17 protein-coding genes are annotated in these 22,253 nt (G+C 39.7%); 11 read left to right on the top strand and 6 right to left on the bottom strand.

Features of this window, described 5'->3' with window-relative positions; translation table 11 throughout:
• Nucleotides 1–13: 13 nt before the first annotated feature.
• Nucleotides 14–334: a hypothetical protein gene (locus tag EHO65_RS08790; protein ID WP_135773731.1), complete on the bottom strand. Its 321-nt coding sequence runs from the start codon at nucleotides 332–334 to the stop codon at nucleotides 14–16.
• Nucleotides 335–399: 65 nt separating this feature from the next.
• On the bottom strand, nucleotides 400–1,308 hold the full coding sequence (locus EHO65_RS08795) for a phosphate ABC transporter substrate-binding protein (RefSeq protein WP_135773732.1): 909 nt from the start codon (nucleotides 1,306–1,308) through the stop codon (nucleotides 400–402).
• 179 nt (nucleotides 1,309–1,487) lie between these two features.
• On the opposite strand from EHO65_RS08795, the gene efp reads away from it, so the two are divergent.
• The 4 genes from efp to EHO65_RS08815 all read left to right on the top strand — a co-directional run bounded on the left by efp (nucleotide 1,488) and on the right by EHO65_RS08815 (nucleotide 4,011).
• Nucleotides 1,488–2,054 (top strand): elongation factor P, encoded by a 567-nt coding sequence (efp, locus tag EHO65_RS08800; protein WP_086445659.1) that lies wholly within the window; start codon nucleotides 1,488–1,490, stop codon nucleotides 2,052–2,054.
• 96 nt (nucleotides 2,055–2,150) lie between these two features.
• Nucleotides 2,151–2,684 carry a 1,2-dihydroxy-3-keto-5-methylthiopentene dioxygenase gene (locus EHO65_RS08805; protein WP_135773733.1) on the top strand — a complete coding sequence of 178 codons (534 nt, stop codon included), beginning with the start codon at nucleotides 2,151–2,153 and terminating at the stop codon, nucleotides 2,682–2,684.
• Nucleotides 2,685–2,687: 3 nt separating this feature from the next.
• Nucleotides 2,688–3,323 (top strand): methylthioribulose 1-phosphate dehydratase, encoded by a 636-nt coding sequence (gene mtnB, locus EHO65_RS08810; protein WP_100710634.1) that lies wholly within the window; start codon nucleotides 2,688–2,690, stop codon nucleotides 3,321–3,323.
• 4 nt (nucleotides 3,324–3,327) lie between these two features.
• Complete coding sequence (locus EHO65_RS08815) at nucleotides 3,328–4,011, top strand: SDR family NAD(P)-dependent oxidoreductase (protein ID WP_135773734.1); 684 nt, start codon at nucleotides 3,328–3,330, stop codon at nucleotides 4,009–4,011.
• Nucleotides 4,012–4,016: 5 nt separating this feature from the next.
• Here EHO65_RS08815 and EHO65_RS08820 read toward each other — a convergent pair whose 3' ends face one another.
• The 4 genes from EHO65_RS08820 to EHO65_RS08835 form a co-directional block, all read right to left on the bottom strand.
• Nucleotides 4,017–5,018: a response regulator gene (locus tag EHO65_RS08820; RefSeq protein WP_135773735.1), complete on the bottom strand. Its 1,002-nt coding sequence runs from the start codon at nucleotides 5,016–5,018 to the stop codon at nucleotides 4,017–4,019.
• A 1-nt stretch (nucleotide 5,019) separates the two neighbouring features.
• Entirely contained in the window at nucleotides 5,020–8,004 is a 2,985-nt protein-coding gene (locus tag EHO65_RS08825; RefSeq protein WP_135773736.1) for an MHYT domain-containing protein, read from the bottom strand.
• 6 nt (nucleotides 8,005–8,010) lie between these two features.
• Nucleotides 8,011–10,524, bottom strand: coding sequence for a histidine kinase N-terminal 7TM domain-containing protein (locus EHO65_RS08830; protein ID WP_244243483.1), 2,514 nt, complete (start codon nucleotides 10,522–10,524; stop codon nucleotides 8,011–8,013).
• Between the two features lie 150 nt (nucleotides 10,525–10,674).
• Complete coding sequence (locus tag EHO65_RS08835; RefSeq protein ID WP_135773738.1) at nucleotides 10,675–13,128, bottom strand: hybrid sensor histidine kinase/response regulator; 2,454 nt, start codon at nucleotides 13,126–13,128, stop codon at nucleotides 10,675–10,677.
• A 520-nt stretch (nucleotides 13,129–13,648) separates the two neighbouring features.
• On the opposite strand from EHO65_RS08835, the gene EHO65_RS08840 reads away from it, so the two are divergent.
• The 7 genes from EHO65_RS08840 to EHO65_RS08875 all read left to right on the top strand — a co-directional run bounded on the left by EHO65_RS08840 (nucleotide 13,649) and on the right by EHO65_RS08875 (nucleotide 22,174).
• Nucleotides 13,649–14,686 carry a tyrosine-type recombinase/integrase gene (locus EHO65_RS08840; RefSeq protein WP_135773739.1) on the top strand — a complete coding sequence of 346 codons (1,038 nt, stop codon included), beginning with the start codon at nucleotides 13,649–13,651 and terminating at the stop codon, nucleotides 14,684–14,686.
• Nucleotides 14,687–15,464: 778 nt separating this feature from the next.
• A complete protein-coding gene (locus tag EHO65_RS08845) occupies nucleotides 15,465–16,187 on the top strand; it encodes a hypothetical protein (protein WP_135773740.1) in 723 nt (240 codons plus the stop codon).
• A gap of 1,231 nt (nucleotides 16,188–17,418) precedes the next feature.
• The gene (locus tag EHO65_RS08850; RefSeq protein WP_135773741.1) at nucleotides 17,419–17,820 is read left to right on the top strand and encodes a hypothetical protein; all 402 of its coding nucleotides are present in this window, start codon (nucleotides 17,419–17,421) and stop codon (nucleotides 17,818–17,820) included.
• A gap of 1,052 nt (nucleotides 17,821–18,872) precedes the next feature.
• Nucleotides 18,873–19,184: a type II toxin-antitoxin system RelE/ParE family toxin gene (locus EHO65_RS08855; RefSeq protein WP_243393286.1), complete on the top strand. Its 312-nt coding sequence runs from the start codon at nucleotides 18,873–18,875 to the stop codon at nucleotides 19,182–19,184.
• Nucleotides 19,185–19,196: 12 nt separating this feature from the next.
• The gene (locus tag EHO65_RS08860) at nucleotides 19,197–19,532 is read left to right on the top strand and encodes a HigA family addiction module antitoxin (RefSeq protein WP_135773742.1); all 336 of its coding nucleotides are present in this window, start codon (nucleotides 19,197–19,199) and stop codon (nucleotides 19,530–19,532) included.
• 206 nt (nucleotides 19,533–19,738) lie between these two features.
• The gene (locus tag EHO65_RS08865; protein WP_135773743.1) at nucleotides 19,739–20,641 is read left to right on the top strand and encodes a hypothetical protein; all 903 of its coding nucleotides are present in this window, start codon (nucleotides 19,739–19,741) and stop codon (nucleotides 20,639–20,641) included.
• 837 nt (nucleotides 20,642–21,478) lie between these two features.
• A complete protein-coding gene (locus tag EHO65_RS08875) occupies nucleotides 21,479–22,174 on the top strand; it encodes a hypothetical protein (protein ID WP_135773745.1) in 696 nt (231 codons plus the stop codon).
• Nucleotides 22,175–22,253 lie beyond the last annotated feature (79 nt).

The following is a 22,253-nucleotide window of genomic DNA, read 5'->3' on the forward strand; positions in this document are numbered from 1 at the left end:
GAATGAAAACCGGTCAGACCGGAGGGGGAAGGAAAAGATAACGATATGCTAGGGTGTGAAAGTGAAAATTGCGAGCTGAATCGTTTGAAAGAAGACTGCTATTTAAATCGGAAGCTGCTTGGGAGAATTTAGTAAATAAACCAACAACTGCGTCGTCTGCGCTTGCGGAGAACAAGGACGGAAGACCTTGGTCATCGCCATCTCTAAAGGATTGTGTTCTTGATTTTTTTTGTAAGGAATAACTTTTAGCGGAACTATAATCTCTGGCCACGACCTCACTAAAGAGGGCGAGCACCATGAATAAGATCAGAGGTAAAAGCCAAAGCCGCTTCATATCTATCTAAACTTAGACGGAACAAAACGGCTTTCGCAACCTTTTTTCGGAGAGAAAATCGGAATTTATGGTTTGGTCGCTTCTACTTCTACAGTACTTAAAGTACTTCTTAAATAACCGCTTTTCAGGACCATAGTTTGTCCTTCTTCCGAAGTGATATAAGTAATGAACTCATCAATTTTTTTACCCCTATCGGAAAGATAAAATAGGTACAATCCTCTAGAGAGTTTATATTTTCTTTCAGAAACATTTTGGATGTTCGGCTCCACAAAAGGATCCTTTCCAGTTTTGGAATAAGGAACTGCTTTCACTTTTCCTTTGTTCTGGATTTGTGCACTTCCCATTCCCATAAAGCCAACGGATGCGGTATCCTTCTCGATCAGATCTGCCATCTCATCGTTATCCGCAACTACCTTGGAATCATTAGTGAACTCTTTCTTTTTAGAAGTTTGGTATTCTTTTTCTCCCAAGTCTCTTTGTCTTAAGATATGAGTTTCGAAATAAGCGGCAGTTCCACTCTTATCATTTCTAAGGATCACATGTATCGGCCCAGGCTTTCCTCCTACTTGGGACCAATCTTTTATCTCTCCGGAGAATATTTTGGAGATCTGTTCTAAGGTAAGTTTAGAAACTGAGTTTGCTGGATTCACTACTACAGCGATCCCATCATAACCGATCAGCACATTCTCGAATCTTCCCTTTCTTTCGAACTGGGTTTGTTCTTCCGGAGTTAATGGTCTGGAAGAAGCAGCTATATCCGTCTTTGCATCGAATAATTTTTCGATCCCTTCAAAGGAACCTCCTCCTTGGACGGTCACTTCTACGTTCGGATTCTTCTTAGCGTATCCAGCCGCTACCACATTCAGTAACGTATGCATGGTTTCGGAGCCTGTGATCAGTAAGGGTTCTTTTTTACAATTGGCAACCGTTAGCACGGTAAACAGAAGGAGTAAGAGCGTTAATTTTTGTTTCATCGAGTCTTTGGTTCTCCGGAAATCTTTTCCCAAAGGGGATTCTCCTCTTATAAGGGTAAAAGTCGAACGGATTTTGGCCCTGAAATATTACAATTAACGATAGAGCCTGAGTACATCGCTTGACACCCGGCCTTCCTGAAAGGATATAGAAGTAGCGTAATCTTTATTTTAGGTCGTTTATGAACTTAGGCATCACTGAAGTTAGAAAAGGAATGGTTCTCAAGGTAGAAGGAGAACTGTATTCCGTTGTAAAAAGCGAATTCGTGAATCCGGGAAAAGGTTCTGCCTTTATCCGTACAAAATTAAAGAACTTGGTCCGCAGTAGTTCCATCGAAAGGACCTTCAAGGCTGCGGAAAAATTAGAATCCGTAGAATTGGAAAAGAGACAGATGACCATCTGTTACTCCGAGGGTGATGATATCATCTTCATGGACACAAATGATTTCGAACAACTTCCTGTTTCTAAAGAATACTTAGAGGACATCCTTCCATTCTTAAAAGAAGAAACTGCTATGGAAGTTTCTTTCTACGAAGGTAAACCAATCGGAGTGACTCCTCCAAACTTTGCAATCCTGCAAGTAACTTATGCAGAAGAAGGCCTAAAAGGTGATACCTCTGGAACCGCTCTTAAAAGAGTAACTGTAGAGACAGGCGGAGAGATTAACGTACCTATTTTTATCAAACAAGGGGATTCTATCCGGATCGACTTGAGAGATCTTACCTACGTAGAGAGGGTCAATAAATAAGGTTTTATAAAGCGGTCTCACAAATATAAGGGACCGCAACTGCCGCTTGAGGGTGCGGAGCTAAAAAAAGGGACACCACCTAAAGGAGGAGCGCGAATGGCGACTATTATCCAAAAACCGGGACTACCGGAAATCAAAGACAACACTGAAGTTAAATCTTTTCTAAATAAAAGAGGGATCGAGTACGATCATTGGCCGGTTCCTAGTGCCTCTCATTCTCTTACAGATAAATTAACTCTTGTAGACGATGAGAAAGAAGCTCTTCTCAAAAATTTGGACAATCGTTTCGAGACCTTAAAAGAAAAAGAAGGTTATCAATCTAGAGACTTGATCGTTCTTCACCCACAAGTTCCTGGTTTGAACGAGATGTTAGCCAAATTTGATAAAGTGCATTATCATACCGACGACGAAGTTCGTTATATAGTAGACGGTTCCGGGATTTTCGGATTTGCACTCGCGGGTGAAAAGTTTTTAGTAAGAGTGGAAAAGGACGACTTCATCTCTGTTCCTAAAAATACAAATCACTGGTTCACTCTAGACGAGAACAAAAGGATCAAAGCAGTCCGTTATTTCCAAGACATGAGCGGCTGGGTTCCTAATTACGTAGAAGAAACTACGGCTCTAGTTTAAAGAATGTCCCAAAAAAAGATCCTGACCCGCCTCGCGGAGTCGGGAGTACTATATCATTCTAAAGGATGGATGCCTGGAACTGCCGGTAATCTTTCCATCAAAGACGAAAAAGATCCTAATGTATTCTGGGTAAGCGGAAGCGGTTTGGATAAGAACAAACTGACTCGAAAAGATTTTCTTCCTGTAGAAATAGAATCCGGAAAAGTATTAGAAGGTTGGAAAGGTAGAGAAGGTCTTAAACCTTCCGCTGAAACTTCTATCCACAGAGCAGTTTATAAAGCATTTCCTGAAATGGGATGTTCTCTTCATGTTCACACTCCGGAGTCCAATCTGATCGAGATAGGAGTTTCTAAAGAGAATCCTATCGAGGATCTTCCACTTCTTCCTTTAGAAATCATAAAAGCATTCGGTATCTGGGATGAGAATCCTAATGTTTCTGTTCCTGTTCTATACAATTATCCGAAAGTGCAGGATATCTCGGATCATTTGGAACAACATCTCATCCAAGCAAAACCCAGAGTTCCATTTTGTGTTATAGAAAAGCATGGGATCACTGTTTGGGGAAAAGATCTGATCCAAGCAAATCGGCATCTGGAAGCTGCGGATTTTTTACTAAAAGTGCGGGCGATGTCCAAGTAAAAACATGGAACCCAAAAACATTCTGGTAGTCGGGGCCGGATCCGGGATCGGCAGATCTTTATTAGAAAAGCTGAATGCAAATCCTGAATATTTTCCGATCGGGATCTCCAGGCGTGGAGTCCCTTTGGAGAAAAATTTAGAAAGAGGGTTAAATTATCTCTGTGATCTGGGAGATCAAGATCAGATCCTCAAATTTACATCCTCCCTTTTGCAATACTGGAAAGAGATCCATGCAATCTATTTCGCTTCCGGGGACGGTCTATTTTTAAAGATAGAAGATCTGGAATGGGAAGATCTGCAAAAACATCTTACCTTAAATTTAAGCGCTCCTATTTTACTCACTTCTAAATTTCTACCTTCTATGAAAAAGGGATCCCTTCTATGTTATATTTCTTCAACAGCAGGAAAGCTTGGATTTCCGGAGTCCTCTCCTTATTGTGCTTCCAAACATGGTTTGGCCGGTTTTGCAAAAGCAATCCGAGAAGAAGTAAAAGATCGTGGAATAAGAGTGACGACTGTGTATGCAGGAGCAATTGATACCCCGATCTGGGACGGCCGGGAAGGTTTTCAAAGAGAGGATATGATACCGGCGACGGATGCTGCGATCTTTTTAGAAAGTTTATACTCTCTTCCTGCAAGTTTTAATCAGGACGAGATCCTTTTTCTTCCGCCTAAAGGGATATTATAAAAGAATTAAGCTGGTGTTTCTGCCCAACGTTCTCTGATCGCTAAAAGATCAGGCATCAGATTTAAGAAGATCGGAACAAGTCCTGGATCAAAATGAGATCCGGCACCTTTTCTAATGTGATTGACTGCGTCTTCTATGCTCCATGCTTTTTTATAAGGTCTTTCCGTAGTGAGTGCGTCGAATACGTCTGCGATTGTTACTATTCTCGCTTCGAGAGGAATTGTATCCCCTTTGATCCCGTTCGGATAACCGCTCCCGTCCCATTTTTCATGGTGGTTTAAAGCAATACTTTTTGCCATTTGCAAGAGAGAAGAGTCATGGTCTCCAATGATCTCCGCACCTATAGTAGGGTGAGTTTTCATGATATCCCATTCTTCCGGATCTAGTTTACCAGGTTTTAGTAATATACTATCTGGAATTCCTATTTTTCCTATATCGTGCATTGGAGAGGCATGTAATATTTTTTCAGCAGTATCTTCTGAATGACCCAATGCTTTTGCAAGTGTTTGCGAATAATGGCTCATTCGGATCACATGGAGACCTGTTTCGTTATCCTTATATTCCGCTGCCAGCCCCAATCTTTGGATGATCTGTAGCCTAGTTTCTTTTAACTCGTCATTTCTTACCAAAGAAAGATGTGTTTTCACCCTTGCTTTTACGATTGCAGGACTTACAGGTTTTGTAATATAATCCACGGCCCCGGCTTCGAAACCGTCTGCCTCATCTTCTTCTTCCGCCATCGCGGTCACAAATATCACAGGTATTCTTGAAGTAGAGGGCTCGCTTCTGAGTTTTCTGCAGGTTTCGTGCCCGGTCATCCCGGGCATCATCACATCTAAAAGGATAAGGTTTGGTTTTTCGGAGATGGCAAGTTCGAAAGCCTTGATACCGTCTTTTGCAAAAAAAAGTCTATAATCTTCTTGTAATATTTGTTTTAGTACCTGCAAGTTTGCAGCTTCATCGTCTACGACTAAAATTTTAGGTCTATCATCAAGTAGATGGCTCATTCTATTTTCCGAAATCCGTTTGTAATTCGAGTTGGGTAATGAATTTTTTGAGAAGAGTATATGCCTCTTCGAATTCGAATTGTTCTATTTTAGAACGAAAAGATTTAAAATCGGAATTTTCCACTTTTGTTCGGATCAGATCCGAAAATTCTTCTAAGTATTCTTCTTCTATCGAACCTCTTTGGAAAGAGTCTGATAGTTCTTTTGCTAGAATGGAAGCTTTTTCAGGATCCCATTCTACTTCTTTTCCGGAAAGTGTAATTTCCGGATCTGAGATCGTTTCAGAATAACCTAATACTCTTGCGATCTCTGCTATCATCTGATCCATCTCCACAGGTTTTGAGACAAATCCGTCCATGCCGGCTGCGGCAGCCGCATTTTTATCTTCTTCAAAAACACTTGCGGTCAATGCTAAAATAGGGGTCCTAGAAACATTTTCCTGGATCTCATGCATTCGGATAACCCTGGTTGCTTGGCGACCGTCGAGCCCGGGCATCTGTACGTCCATTAGAACCAAATCGAAAGATCCGGTCGTGACTTTTTTTACCGCGTCTTCTCCGTTATACGACGATTCTACCTTGTGACCAAGGTTTTGGAGAAGAAGGCTTACTAGTTCCGTATTTTTTTCCACATCATCCACGACTAAGATTTTTAAAGCAGGAAGTTTGATCCCGGCTTGTATCTTATTTTCTTGTCTATGTTTTCCTTCTTCAAGAGGTAGAAGTACATGGAATGTACTTCCTTTTCCGAGAATGCTTTCTGCCCAGATCTTTCCACCCATCAATTCTGTTAATTGTTTACAGATTGTGGTTCCTAGTCCTGTTCCACCAAAACGTCTTGTTGTAGAAATATCTGCCTGAGTGAATGGTTCGAAAATTTTATCTAGTCGATCTGCTTGGATCCCGATCCCAGTATCCTGGACCGCAAAATGAAGTTTTCCTTCTTCTCTGGTAACCTTTAAACTGACTTTTCCGTTATCGGTGAATTTGACTGCGTTACCTATTAGGTTCATCAGGATCTGTCTGATCCTTAAAGAATCTCCTTTGTAAAATTCGGGAAGATCCGGACCTTGTATCACTTCGAATTCTAAATTTTTCTTTCTAGTACTGATGCCCAAAGTGGATTTTAATTCTGCGATCAATTTGAAAAGGGAGAAGTCCATTTCTTCCAATTCGACCGCTCCTTTTTCCAACTTTGCGGTGTTTAAAATATCATTCAAAAGTCTTAATAAAGATTTTGCGGAACTTTTAACAGTCTCCAAATGGGTTCTATGGTTTTTTTCTAATTCGTCTGAAAGAAGAACTTCGGTAAATCCTAAGATTGCATTCATTGGAGTTCGTATCTCATGGCTCATATTCGCTAAGAAAGAAGTTTTAGTGATCGCTGCAAGCTCCGCTTTTTCTTTTTCTTTGCGTAATGCTTCTTCTATCCTTCTTCTTTCGGTGATATCTAAAATAACTCCGTCAATAAAGATCGGTTCCCCATTTCCTCCATAGGCTCCGCGACCATTTTCCCAAAGCCATTTGGTCTCACCATTTTGATGGATAATCCTATATTCCAAAGTAAATGCTCTTTTTCCGGCGACTGCTGCATCTACTTCGAACTCTACTCTTTCCAGATCGTCTGGATGAATAATATCCTTGAAAGATCGTATAGAGTTAGCGCTTACGAAATCTTGTACAGGATAACCTGTTATTAATTCGGAAGCATCACTCATAAATAACATCTTCCATTCATTATTTGGAAGGCATCTGTAAGTGATCCCAGGAATATTTTCGATCAAGGAACGCACTTGTTGTTCGCTTTGTTTTAAAGCGTTCTCTATCATTTTTCTTTCGCTAATATCAGTTACAAAGCTTACGAATAGATCTTCCCCGGCAAGTTTCCCGTGACCGATTGCAAGACGTACAGGGAAGTCAGAACCGTCCTTTCTGATACCTATAACTTCTCTACTGCTTCCTATAATTTTAGCGAACCCTGCGCTCAACATTGTCCCGGAATTTTTATCTTTTACAGTGTAATAGGGATCGGGCATCAGCTCTCTTATATTCTTTCCGATCACTTCTTTGTTTAAATAACCGAAGATCAATTCTGCGGAACGGTTAAATTCTCTGATCCTACCTTGAGAGTCCATTGTGATCACACCATCCACTGCAGTGGTGATGATTGTCCTGAGTCTGGATTCACTAATCCTTAAATCATTTACTAGATCTCGGTATCTTAAGAACCAGTTGACTGCGAATGCAAACAGAGTGAATGCGATTGTGATCAAGGAAACGGCAAGGGCTAAGAATGTGGAATCTGCGGTTTGAGGAGTGGGGGTAGTCTCTTCTCCAATAAATCTTGCGGCTGCCATTCCTGTATAATGCATTCCGGAAATAGCAGATCCCATGGTGGCGGCAGAAATAAGAGAAGGCCAGAGGGTCCCTAATTTCAAATTTTCTAGACCGAATCTAACCCAGAGAGATAGGATCGCAAGTACCACTGCAACTATGATGGATAATGCAAAGAACCAAGGATCATAACGTAAGTATGGACCGGTTTCCACCGCTCCCATTCCTGTATAATGCATGGCTCCTATCCCGGAACCTACAAGTACACCACCTAACACAAGTTCAGTGATTGAGATTTTAGGCCTGCTCACAAACGAAAGAGCGATTGTAGAAGCAAGAAGACTCGGAAAGATTGATAAGATTGTCAGGCTTTTATCGTATTGGACAGTCGTGCATAACTCGAAAGAAAGCATTCCGATAAAATGCATTGACCAAACACCACAGCCCAATGCCAGGCTTGCTGCAGCAGGAATTAAATATTTTGTAATTGGTGGAGAAGATTCCGGAACCTTCTGCCCTACGATTTGAAGAGCGATATAAGAAGCGAATATCGCCATCAGAACGGAAAGAACAACTAACCAAGGATTGTACGTGGCCGTAAGAAGTTTAACGGATGAATTATAAATGAAAAAATTATCTAAAAATACGATCACAAAAAATCAGACCTCGAAAGGAAGCCCCACATAAAATATAGTATTTCCGGGAGAAGACTCGAACCAGATCCTTCCCTTATGTTTTTCTACAATTCGTTTTGCTATATCTAGACCTAAACCGGAACCTTCTCCCAAAGGTTTGGTGGTGAAGAATGCATCGAATACTTGGTCTTTCGCTTCTGCAGGGATCCCAGGCCCCTTGTCTTGGATGGATACGATTACTTCATCGCCCTTTAATGAGGCATTAATCGCAATCGAACCTTTATACGACATTGCTTGGACAGAATTCATTATCAAATTTGTCCATAGATGCATTAAATCATCAGGAAAACCCAAAAAATCAGGGATCCCTTCTAAGTTAGTCGAAACTTCTACGCCGTGTTTGAATAGATTTTGATATAATGTCAGAACAGTATCTATATTTTCTTTTAAGGAAAATTTTCTCTTCTTATGAGAAGACTCGAAATGTGCGAAACTTCGCAGAGCATATACAATTTTTGCGGAACGTTCTACCGCAGTCTTGATCGTATCCACACATTGTTCCGGGCCCAAAAGATTTAAAAAGAAGGGTAGAAGTTCCCTTGTATTCTGATTTTTTAATATACTTTCGAAATTTTTCCAAGAAGAAGCGATCCCGAAATCCACAAAAAATTCCGCAGTTTCTTCCGGGAAAAGAATGCCCGCGGATTTCATTTCCGTTTTGATCTCTGCAAGTATCCTTCTTCTTTCCAAACCGATCAAAATTTCCTTGGAAGAAACTCCTACAGAAATTAACTGTTTAAAGGAGATCCAATCTTTATCGGATAAAGAAGAGAGAAGAGGAAGAATAGGGCGTAGTTCCGTTCGGATCTTTTCCAGATAAGAAAGGATATTATAACCTGCTGCCTGGATGGCGCCTATTGGATTATTGATTTCGTGAGCTATTCCTGCCGCTAATTGACCTAGATCCGCAAGCTTTGACGCTTGGATCAATTTTGCCTGGGTTCTTTTTAGATTTTGGAGCGCATCTTCCAGATCGGATTTTTGGGATTCAATGATCTCTTTTTGAGCTAAAATTTCTTCATTCGCTCTTTGTAATGTTTCTATCCTGAATTCAGCTTCTTTTAAGCCCGTTGTATCGGTTCCGGTGGAGATCACATACTGAAGATTACCGTTTCTATCTCTGACTTCTTTATGTTCCCAAAGTGTTCTTCTGGATTTTCCGTCTTTGGTTCTTAGGAGTACGCTTGTATGTTTTGGGAACTTCTTCTTTGCAAAACGTTGCTCGAATACTTTTGCGATTGTTCTACTTTCTTCTGCGAATAATTCCGTTTCCCAAAAAACTTTTCCTTCTAATTCCATTAGATCGAATCCCGTGGTTTGTAAACAGGCTTTATTCAATAAAATTAATTTACCGTCTCCATCTAAAACTAGGAATAGGATGCTAGTGGAATCCAGAATACTTTGGAGGATATCCCTTCTTTCCGAAAGTTTTCTTTCTGAAATTGCTCTTTGTGTAACATCTCTCAGGACTACAATTTTGAATTGAGAACCTTCGGCTCTTTGGGACCGAACGGAAACATCATAATATTTACCATTATTTGTTCTCCATTCTGTATTTGCTTTTCGATTGGTATGACATTCTTCTACAAGAACATCTAGATCAGGAAGAAATTCGGAAAGTTTAGAGTCCTGTCTTAGCCTTGCCGTTCCCAGGAGATGTAAAGCTGAAACATTACAATCCAAAAGGAAACCGGACGGGTTCATTACAAAAACTGCATCTTGTATATATTCGAATACTTGGTTTCTTGCCAAAGGGATCAGGTTTAAGATCCGGAAATAGAAAAGTCCGTACATCCATACGATCAACGCAAAACTTGCAGTTAAAGGAAAGATGTCCAACTTAGGATGTATGAACGGGATAAAACCACCCGCGGTCATCACCTGACTTCCGAATGGAAGAGAGATCCCGATCATAAAAACCAAACATCTTATTCTATGAAATGCTCTTTGAGACCAGGCTCCATATATTAAAATTATAATGCATAAAGTGAATATGGAGATTGAATTTATAACATAGACCTGCATCCAGGGTCCGTATTCGTAGATCAGAGCTAACCAAGGAGCGGAAGGATCGAATCTAAAAGAAGGGCGGATCCATTCTTCCGGCCCGAACCAAACCGCGATTTCGGTGCTGATAGGAATGATTGAAAAGAGAATGATACTGATTGGATGAATAAATCTATTTAAGTTCGCTACTCTTAAGCAGAGGAAGAGAAGAGAAGCGATCAGAAGATCCGGGCCTATAAATTGGAAATTATCCCAAAAGATAATACTTTCAGGTCTTGTGCTGAGTATCTCCCAAAAATAACCGAAACTATAAAGAATGATACCAAGGCATACAAAAATGAATTCTGGTGCGCCGGAAGTTTGTCTGCTTTTGAATCCTATTCTAAGAGAAAGAACGGAAAGAAATAAACTGATTAAGGGAAGGATCGCGTAAGGTGTCCATTTGAACCAGGATAAAGATTGGACTTCCATTCCCATGCAAACTAATTTCGAACGCCACCCCTTCGGCTCAAGGAGAAAGTTTCTAAGCTTAAAATATAAGACGTATTAGTTGGATCTATCCAATCTTTGAAGAGTAAATTTATCTCTTAAGTAAAGAAATTATAGAGTTTACTGACTATTTCAGTTCCGGAAACCGACCGCGGTTCCTGCTTTTTCTCCTAAGGTAAAGAAGAATGATGCACCTTCTCCTATTTTACCTTCTGCCCATACTGAACCCTTATATCTGGTGACAATCCGATGCACGATTGCAAGTCCAACACCCGTGCCTGAGAATTCGTCTTGTCTATGCAATCTTTGGAAAACACCGAAGAGTCGATTATAATACTTCATATCGAAACCGGCTCCATTATCTTTTACGAAGAATGTTTTCCCTTTTTCAGTATTCGTAACTCCTATTTCTACCATTGGCCTTTCCTTTTTGGCGGAGTATTTTACTGCGTTAGAGATCAGGTTTTGGAACACGTAAGACATCATGTCCCTGTCAGTTGTGACTTTTGCGAGCGGATGAATTATAATTTCAGCCTTATGTTCGGTTTGGTCCTTGATCTGACTTACGACAGTTTCGGCAACTTCTGTTAGATCGAATGTGGAATCCTTCAGCTCTTTTTTGCCTACTTTAGAGAATTCTAATAGGTTATCGATCAAACTCTCCATTCTTTTTGTGGAGTCGATAAGTACATTCAAGAACCGGACCCCTTCTGCATCCAAAACGGAGCTATGGTCTTCTAAGATCATTTGGGTATAACCTTGGATTGCTCTTAGTGGCGCCCTTAAATCATGGGACACTGAGTATGAGAAGGCTTCCAATTCGGCATTCGCAAATTCGAGTTCGAAATTTTTCTGCTCTAATGTTGCTAAATTTATTTTCCTATCTTCTGCAATTGCAAGAAGAGACTTCACTCTTACGATCAATTCTTCCGGATGGAAAGGTTTGCATAAATACTCGTCTGCTTTCGCTTCCCAGCCTTTTAACATTGCGTCCCTATGAGTTAGCGCAGTGAGAAGTACTACAATTGTTTTGGAAATTTTAGGGTCCGCTTTGATCTCTTTACAAAGTTGGACGCCGTCCATCTCCGGCATCATCACATCGGAAAGGACCAGATCCGGTTCCCAGGAATAGACTAATTTCAGTCCTTCTTTTCCATTTTGAGCGGACTTAACATGATATAAAGGAGAGAGTAGCGAATAAATATAATTAGCAAGATCCTCGTTATCCTCGCAGATCAAAACTTTCGGTCGATCCGAAGACTCGGTATCTTCTTTATTAGAAATATCTAAACTAGAAAATTGAGGAGAATGGGAGAAGATTTGAGAAGAAGGTTCCTTCTCCCCTGAATCCACTTTTTGTGCCGGGATCCTGACACTAAATGTACTTCCGAAATCAAGTTTGCTAGTAACTTCTACGGAACCGCCCAACAGTTCTGAGAAATCTTTTACCATAGCAAGGCCTATTCCGGTTCCGCCGTACTTTCTGGTAGAAGAGCCTTCTGCTTGCTGGAACTTTTTAAAGATGATCTTTTGGTCTGCTTCCGATATCCCAATCCCGGAATCTTGAACGACAAGAAGAAGTTTATCTTCTGAATAAGTTAGAGTGACCGAGATATTTCCATTCTTAGGGGTAAATTTTAAAGCGTTAGAAAGAAGATTGAAGAAAATCCTTTCGAATAAATAACGATCGATCAAAACATATAGATCGGAAGAAGGGATCTCTTTTTGGATCTGTATATTCTTTTCGGAAGCGCTCGGTTCGAAATCTTTTAAGATGGCCTGGATCAAGTTGCTAATATTCGTAGATTCAAGTTCTACATTCATCTTTCCGGCTTCAAATTTAGAAAAATCTAATAAACTATTCACCATCTGAAGAAGTCTGACTGAATTATTATGAACAGTTTCCAACATTTGGATATTATTAGCGGAAAGGGTGGATTTTTTATCTATAAGAATGGACTCCACAGGGGCAAGGATCAAGCTAAGAGGAGTCCTAAGTTCATGGGAAACATTCGCAAAAAATTCGTTTTTGATCTTTTCGGTTTCTCTTAAACTTTTATTTGCAGATTGTAATTCCTGAGAACGACGAATGATCTCCGTTTCCATCTCTTCCGTGCGGGAACGAAGCGCCTCAGTCATCTCGGATTGTTTTTCTCCTCTTTCCTTTAGGAGAACAAATTCCGTAACATCCTCAGCCTTATGGATGATACATAGCACTTTCCCTTTTTTGTCCAAGACAGGAGAATTCAAAGGACTCCAATATTTAACTGTAAAACCTCCACCTTCTTCTTCCGGAAGTTGGATATCATATTTTTGGACCGCCATTGTATCCGCGGCTTTCGTTTCCAAAACACGAAGAAGGGAACTGCGAAGATTACTTACACCGGTCGCCTCCGGATCGTCAGGATTGTCGGGGAAGACCTCGAAAATTCCTCTGCCTAAAATTTTATCTCTCTCAGTCAAAGTGGCTCTACAATATGCATCACTCACTGCTATAATTTTGAGCTCGGGAGAAAGTACCAGATACAAACCTGGAACCTTCTCAAAAAGAAGACGAAAATCAGGGCTGGAAGAAGAATGATCCATCTGGTTTGCCTAATATAGAAATGAAAGATCCGAAAATAAACGAATTCATTTCAAAATTAAAGAATAAGGAGAAAATAGAATATCTAGTTTCCTAAAAAGTTCCATTAGAATCCATTCCGTTTTTAAAGGACCCTGAAAGTTTTGTCATGCCATAATTGTCCTTTGAGTGATGGGGCCATTTTAATATACTTCTAAAAATTCTCCAGCAGCCTATATAAAGCGTCCACCTCATGCTGTTGAAGCTCCTACAAAGATTTTCTCTCAGTTGATCAATAAATTTGTCTGTGAAGAGCGCATAACGGATATTTTTCGAGTAACATTCCAGGAATTCCGAAATTTGCTGGTAATAAGTCGAATTACGAGTAAAAAAGGCAAAATTCTATCAGAAACGTCAAATGAGGTCCGGCGATTTCTTTTTTAGCGGCTTTTTTTTGTTTCAGTGTGACTGAAGGGGCGGAGCTATATTCTAAAACCAAATAATTTACTATACAAATATTTAGTATTTCTTTAAATTCTCCCTATGCCCCAAAGGATCAAAATTTGGAAACATTGGGAGAATGGACACTGTTTCAGTGCCATCTCGTTTTCTTATGACACCGAACTTTTCCAGAAATTCTCCAAAATACCAAAAGCAGTTTGGAGTTATGAGTTTAAATTTTGGAAAATACCGTTCTCTGAATCTTTTCTATCCGAATTTATTTCTACTCATCGAGAGACGATAGAAGCGGATCCTGATATTCTTTTGATCCCTCTAAGAACCGAGGTACTAAGACGCAATTATAGTAAGAAAACATTGAAGTCTTATTTTCTGTACAACAGAGCTTTCTTGCGATCGGTCGAAAAAACTCCATACACTGTTACTGAATCTGATCTAAGGATCTATTTGGATCGAATTCTATACGAAAAAAATTTAGCTTCTAACTCACTTAGATCAGCACTTCAATCTTTTAAATTTTATTATAATATTGTAATAGGAAACAGATTTCTGATTTCTTACTCTCCTCCAAAAAGAGAGAACAAAATCCCGGAATCTTTATCCAGAAAAGAAGTCACTCGCATTATAGAAACTCTTTCCAACCCTAAACATAAACTTCTATTAAAACTTTGTTATGGATCCGGCTTGAGAGTAGGGGAACTCGTAAAATTAAAAGGAAACGATATAGATTGGGAGAAAAAATCAATCCGGGTCCGGCAAGGTAAAGGGAAGAAGGACCGTTTCAGCCTTCTACCCAATAGTTGTAAAAATGATCTCGCAGATTTGTTCGAGCGCCAAGGCAGATATTCCTGGATTTTCACAGGCCAAATTCCTGGTAAGCACCTCAGCGTTAGATCTGCGGAAAGTATATTCACCGCCGCCAAGAAAAAAGCAGGTATTACAAAAGATGTTTCGATCCACGATCTGAGACACGCATTTGCGATTCATCTCCTGGAGTCCGGCACTTCTATCAAAATGATCCAAAGACTGCTTGGCCATGTATCAGTAAAAACCACGGAAATCTACGCTAGAATTGTTGACCCGATGGTTTCTAAGATCAAAAGTCCTCTGGACGATCTCTGATTTTGCGCAACTGCGCACATGTAGCTGCTGGATAGGCGAACATACGGATAGTTGGAGTTATCCGAACATTCCAGCCAGAATTTGTTTTTTTGTTTGTTTTTGAATTCTAAGTTTTTGTAATATAGGTTCAAGCGTTTGGATGCTTGCTAAATAATTAGCTTCTTTTTCCTAATAGCCGCCATACTCTTGAAGTGCATCTTGCGATTCTGGCGCTTGTTGGTTTTTGAGGATAGCGTTGAGGGCGGACTTGAGTTTTTTAACTGAATTCTTCTGCTTCGAAGTATGTGAAATTTGTATAATTAGTGGCTGAAACGTCGGATAACTTCCGGTGCCTCCGCGCCGCTCGGGGTTCACTTCGTGACCCGCTCGCTTGGGCTTCGCCACATTTGCTTCCGTCACTTCGTTTGCAAAGCAAACTCGTGCCGTTGCAAACGTCGGAGCACCTTGGTCGTTAGGCGTCATTCACCACACACGATTTGGTTCGCAATTGGGCGGCCATCCGTGGCCACCAGTCCATTAGGTTTTTTGGAGATTGAAGGAAGTTCTTTTCTGTCAACTCGACTTGCAAATAATGGTCTCAGAAAATTTTCCTATCAAAGACAGTATTACTACTTTATTAGGTATAAGGATGAGAATACTTTTGAGAGAGATTTTAATAAATGCCTACGAATTATCGGGATGTCACTATTGACGAAAGGGGATCTCTTCTGAAAAGGACTTACTATCAGGATTTATCCAAAACCTGCTAAGCTTAATATATCCATCTGGGGGATCATGCATGATTTTAGATTGCTCAAGTCCTGAATCTACTAAATGTTCACTAAGCAGAATATTTAATGTCTCAGAGACACAACTGATAATATTTATAAGATCCATAAATCTGAATGATAACAATTACCAACCTCCAGAAGATGTTCTTTATGGTCATGTTCGTAAACAATTTGGAGCGCCCGCGTCCTCTATAAAAGTTGTTTGGTTTCACGGAACAAGAGCGGAAGATCAAAAATCTTTTTATGAATATGGAATCCTTCCGAAGACCCTTGCAAAAAAATTCATAGAACCCAGGCTTAAGGAATTAGCAGCTGGACTCGAACGCAAAGGAAGCAATCCATTTTCCATGTCACTTATGGGAAAGCAAAGCACAGACGATGAAGGCCCATTTGCCTTTTTAATAAAGGATGTAGCTATTCATGCACCAGGAGCACACCATAGTTACATTAGAGCGCCTGAAATGGTAGAAGATATTTCGGGCAGTTTGCTGGGTGAGAATTTCTTTCAACTAGTCTCTCGTTATCAGAATACCACCATACCATATATCGTAACTTTTATTGCTGACTCTAAAGGATACGAATTACCTCACGCGCTATGGTATTTGAAGTTAATAGAGAATGGGACCTCTTCAATAGAGGCTGCTGATGCAGCAAATACTTGTTTTTGCGCTGATGGAAATACTATTCTTCCCGAGCAAATACGAAGTGTTGAACAAATTCAAAATGCATAACAACGTGCTTCGCTCGAGTGCTAGAAAATCGCTTGATTTTCCCAAAACAACATCCGTGTTGTTTTGGGGTTGAGATACAGTGTGGATGAACGCTGCGGGCCCGGAAGGCCCTTGGCCTGCGGCACGCCTAACTTTCGGTGCCTCCGCGCCGCTCGGGGCTTGCTTCGCAACCCGCTCGCTTGGGCTTCGCCACATTTGCTTCCGTCACTTCGTTTGCAGAGCAAACTCGTGCCGTTGCAAACGTCGGAGCACCTTGATCGTTAGGCGCAATATCGCGATTTTGTATTTTTGAATTTAGTAAGCGTTAATCCTTTCCTAAAACGAGAGTGGAATTTGATTTTAGGTTAGGTCGCTTTTCACCCTTTTCTTGCCTTATTTCGTAAACTGAAAAGTTCTACAGAATGTTTGGAATCTATCAGAACTACTTGGATATATCTTCCGCTAGATCCTGCGAAAAGGGTTCGCTACTTTATATTCTAAAAGTGAATTAGTCAGTAATTGACTTTTACTCTATTAGATGATTTTACAGAGTAGGGCTTGGGTGCAGTGTGTTAGGAGCGATACTGCTGCCTAACTATCGGTGCTTCCGCTCCGCTCGGAGTTCGCTAACGCGACTCACTCGCTCGGGCTACGCCACATTTCGCTTTGTCACTTCGTTTGCATGAGCAAACTCGCGCCATCGCAAACGTCGGAACACCTTGGTCGTTAGGCGCAATATCGCGATTTTGTATTTTCGAATTTAGTAAGCGTAAATCCTTTCCTAAAACAAGAGTGAGATTTGATTTTAGGTCAGACCGCTTTTCACCCTTTTCTCACCTTATATCGTAAAACCGAAAGGCTCTACCGAATGTTTGGAATCTATCAGAACTACTTGCATATATCTATTTTAGATTCTGCGAAAAGGGTTCGCTACTTTATATTCTGAAAGGTGAATTAGTCAGTAATTGACTTTTACACTATTAGATGATTTTACAGAGTAGGGCTTGAGTGCAGTGTGTTAGGAGCGATACTGCTGCCTAACTATCGGTGCTTCCGCTCCGCTTCGAGGCTGCTTCGCACCTCTCGCTCGGGCTTCGCCACATTTGCTTCAGTCACTTCGTTTGCATGAGCAAACTCGTGCCATCGCAAACGTCGGAACACCTTGGTCGTTATACGCAATGCGGCTGCGAAGGAATTGACACTTTAACATTGTTCATCTAATTCTATACAATTCTTATAGTGGAGAACTGAAATGCAACCTGCAAAGATTCTATTGGGAGCGTTTGCCTATTTTGTTTCAAGTTTCCTTATACAGGGAATTCTCGCTGCAATAATTGCTTCTGATTATTTTCATAACATTTCTGTTTTCCGAGCTGAGCCGATTTTCTCTTTAAGTATGGGCTCTACATTTCTCAGTGGAATTGGGTTTGCCGCTCTTTTCCCAACTACACATTTTACAGGCACGCTAATACTTAAAGGGCTAAAGTATGGACTCTTTATTGCCCTTGTCACAGTTCCGTTTGTTGCACTTGATTTACCTGGTCGCTTTGCAATACCGACTGTTGAAAAATGGATTCTCATTCAGGGATTATTAGGTGTATTGCATTTGTGTGTCGCAGGTATTTTGACTAGCTTAGTTTATAGAAATAATTAAGCAATTATTAGTCTTACTATGTAACGCAAGCCGCACTGCGTATAACTATCGGTGCTTCCGCTCCGCTCGGAGATCGCTAACGCGACTCACTCGCTCGGGCTACGCCACATTTGCATCTGTCACTTCGTTTGCATAAGCAAACTCGTGCCATTGCAAACGTCGGAACACCTTGGTCGTTAGACGACATTAATTAAAGAATCAGGAGTTAATATGAACTTCTATCGATCAATATTATCGAATACTCAAGATATAGAAAATGCTGATAAAAATATTCGAAAATGTTGTAATGCGATATTGTTCTTTCCCACAATTCAATTTATTGGATTGCTTTTTCTTAAACAATTCGCAAATTTAATAGATGTCGTTGTGTTTTTATTAATAAGTATTTATGTTCGAAAATATAAAAGTCGAGTAATCTCCGTTCTCTTTCTCATAATGGCAATCATTTCGTTTGTTTTAACTATATCAAATAGATCAGGCGGGAGTATATATCTTGCTATTGGTTTATTATGGGTTGCAATACTAATGGTAAGAGCAGTTTTCTTTTGGAATAATTACTACAAAATGAAATTGAAACCTCAAAAAACGATATTTCTATCTGCTTTATCAATAATTTTGTTTTTCATAACTACCTTTCTTGGTTTGGTAGTTCTCGGAATGTTCGGGGACAAAATGACGGATCAAGAATTTGAGAGTTTATCCGGGACATTGGTCTATTCAACATTTCTAATTTCTATAATATTTGTGTTTAGCGGTATTCTTCCTTATTCGAGAGGAGAATCGGAGCTTCCGGTCGATTAATTAACGTCGTCTAACTATCGGCTCTGACGCTTCGCTTCGAGATGCTTCGCACTCTCGCTCGGGCTACGCCACATTTCGCTTTGTCACTCGTCTTGCAAAGCAAGTCTCGTGCCAAGTCCTTTCGGACTCGCGAAACGTCGTCAAGCCTTGGTCGTTAGGCGCCATAAACCTTGCGAATTATTTTAATACATCCCGGACATCCGTGTCCGGGGTTACGGAGGGAGTGTTTTTACTGATAATTTGCATTGACAATGCTTACAATTTATGTAAGTATTAGTAAATTGATCAAAAGTTTCGAAAACAAAGATACCGAAAAAGTCTGGAAAGGCGTATTTGTTAAATCGATTCCAAATCAGATTTCAGAAATAGCTCTGAGAAAACTGAGAATGATCAACAACTCCCAAAGTGTTGAAAACCTAAAATCACCACCGGGCAATAAATTAGAATTACTTTCAGGGAATAGAAAAGGGCAATATAGTATAAGAATAAACGATCAATGGCGAATTTGCTTTCGTTGGCATGAGCAAGATGCATACGACGTTGAGATTGTTGATTATCATTAATTGGATTTATTTATGAAGAAATGGATTAAAAACCCTCATCCTGGAGATATATTGAATGAAGAGTTCCTCAAGCCTTTAGGCTTAAGTGCGTATCAACTTTATAAGGATACCGGAATTCCTCAATCACGACTTAGTGAAATCATGCATGGCAAACGAAGTATTTCAGCTAATTATGCTTTAAAATTGGGTAAGTATTTCGATCTTCCTCCTCAATTCTGGTTAGGATTACAGAATGATTATGATCTTTTAGAGGCAGAAAGGAAGATCCATAATCAATTATCTAAGATTAAAAAATATACAGTTAAAAATAATTCAGCTAAGAAAGTAAAAACGCCATCCGTGGCTTAATTTTGTTTTAAACACAAGGTTTACAGCGCCTAACTATCGGTGCTTCCGCTCCGCTCGGGGACCGCTTCGCGACCCACTCGCTCGGGCTGCGCCACATTTGCTTCTGTCACTTCGTTTGCAAAGCAAACTCGTGCCATCGCAAACGTCGGAACACCTTGGTCGTTAGACGCCATTTTTAAAATAATCGAAATAGGAGATAATAACGAATGAGATTACAAGCTATGAGTGAAATTATTAGTCAGTATGCGGAAAAATTCTCTGTAGTTCATTCTAACAGCGGAGGTAACCATTTCTTCAATGGGTTGTTATCATCTAAGCTTGCATTAGAAAATCTGCAGAGTATTCCACCATTATCAGAGGATATTATCAATTTTTTAAGAAAGTATTCAATAGCCACTGTTCAAGTAGATTCAATGATGGTAAGTCCCGATACGGTCAGTCAACTGAACCGGGATTTTAAAGCTCTTAAGGATAAAATAGCTGTTCTTGATTCATTATTGCAGTCTTTAATTGTTAAAGACGGTGCTACGACAGCTTTCATTAAATTATATGAACTAAATTCGTTAGAAGAGTTAGAAAATTTGATTTCTTCATTAAGAAAAATTATATTCTTACCATTAGCAAATTTAGAAGGCGATTTGGTTTTATCAGGGTTTGATGTTGGATCGAAATATTTCAATATTTTAATTACTGCGGCACTTACGTTTACTTTTTTTACAAATATGATTCGTGAATCTTTTGATTTGTATGTGCATGGTTATCAGAAAGTGAAAATAACTGAAAAATTAATCGAAACCTATGCCTTTTCTGAATTGGTTATTAAAGAATTACAAGAAAAGACTCGTGAAGAATATAATAAGGATCTAGCAAAAAGTTCGGAAAAATTATATGATAACCTCTCTGATGCCGAGAAGGAGAAGATATCGAACAAAAATGAATTTATTAATAATACCAAATTTGCATTGGATGAACTTGCTAAACTGATGGATAAGGGATTGGAAATCCATCATTCAATTGAAGCTTCTCCAGAGGCTAAAGCAAATTTTCCAGATTTTTCAGCTGCAAAACAATTGATCGAATCTCAGAAATTATTAGATAAGCGCGACTAAAAACGGCGTCTAACTATCGGCTCTGACGCTTCGCTTCAGGATTGCTTCGCAACCCTCGCTTGGGCTACGCCACATTTCGCTTTGTCACTCGCCTTGCAGGGCAAGTCTCGCGCCAAGTGCTTCGCACTCGCGAAACGTCGTCAAGCCTTGGTCGTTATACGCAATATTTAAAAAACTGTATCCTATAAGAAAAAAATGAAAACACTATCAATTGCCACCTCTGCTATACTTTCTATCATTATCTGGGGCTTTGTGCTTCACTTTTTTGTAATAAATTCTGGGAATCTCATAATAGAAGAAGGATTCATCACGAAACTACCAAATTCATATCTGGTATCAACTTACCTGCATCTTTCCTTGCTGATCTTTATTGCAATTTATGTTTTTAGAAAGAAGACTAATTACAAAAACTCTATTGTATTCCTTTCTTTACTCGCTATTCCAAGTGTGACTTCGCTGATAGTGCTATCTTTGATGGATGGTTCTATCTTGAATGGGCAAAAGTATTCAGCACATGTCATCGCGAACTGGAATTATTCAGATATTATTTTCTACTTCGCTCTTTATTTAAAGGCTTTAAACTTTGTTTCTTAAATTGAATGAAGAGTTATAGGAATTAAGTAAGAATAGGGACTATTTAATATTTCCTATTTTCGTTTAAATACTGCGTATAACTTTCGGTGCCTCCGCGCCGCTCGGGGCTTGCTATCGCAACCCGCTCGCTTGGGCTTCGCCACATTCGCTTCTGTCACTACACTTGCTTGTGCAAGTTCGTGCCATCGCGAACGTCGGAGCACCTTGGTCGTTAGACGAAATCCAAAATTAAAGTAAATTTGTATGAACGATACATATAGTTTTTTCAGATACACATTGCCGGGAGTTCTTTTTCTCATCGAGCTTAGTATTCTGGTAATTATTTTAGATTGGGATGGAGTCGTTAATTTCATTTATTCAGAAAATAATAAGCTTAATGGCCTTAATCTTACATTAGTTGTTCTTTTTTTAACTTCCATATCATTTGGAATAGGTGCGATTCTTAGTCTTTTTTATAGAATCTTTTCCTGCCTTAAAATTGATTATTCTTCATTTCTTAAAAAGGTAAAGGAGAATGAATTTATTGATTTTGACAAACTAACCCCAACGATTCCGGCTTACAGAGATATCGATTTAAAAAAATATGGATGGGTTATAGTAACTTCTTTTTGGTTTGAACGAGTGGGATCTTCAGAATTGATTAAAGGTGCCGTCGATAGAGCTCAAAGTCTTTCGAATCTTTTGCATAATTCAGCTGCTTGTTTAGCAGGGTCCTTTATATTACCGTTTATATTAATTTTCTATATTTATCGCAAAGGTGGATTAGCTTTATTCTCTTGTTGCGGTGTAATTCTTTCCTTTGTAGTTACTGTAGCAGTAATTTATGCTCACCATAAATCGTATTTAGATGCAAAATTTACGCTAAAGGCATTTGTCGAAATTATTCTATGGAATGCTTTAAAGAATGAGAAAGCAGGGAAAATAAGTAAACGAAAGTAGCCAAATTTTGGACTTCGTCTAACTATCGGCTCTGACGCTGCGCTTCAGGATTGCTTCGCAACCTTCGCTTGGCCTCCGG

Source organism: Leptospira andrefontaineae, from assembly GCF_004770105.1.
Classification (GTDB): domain Bacteria; phylum Spirochaetota; class Leptospiria; order Leptospirales; family Leptospiraceae; genus Leptospira_B; species Leptospira_B andrefontaineae.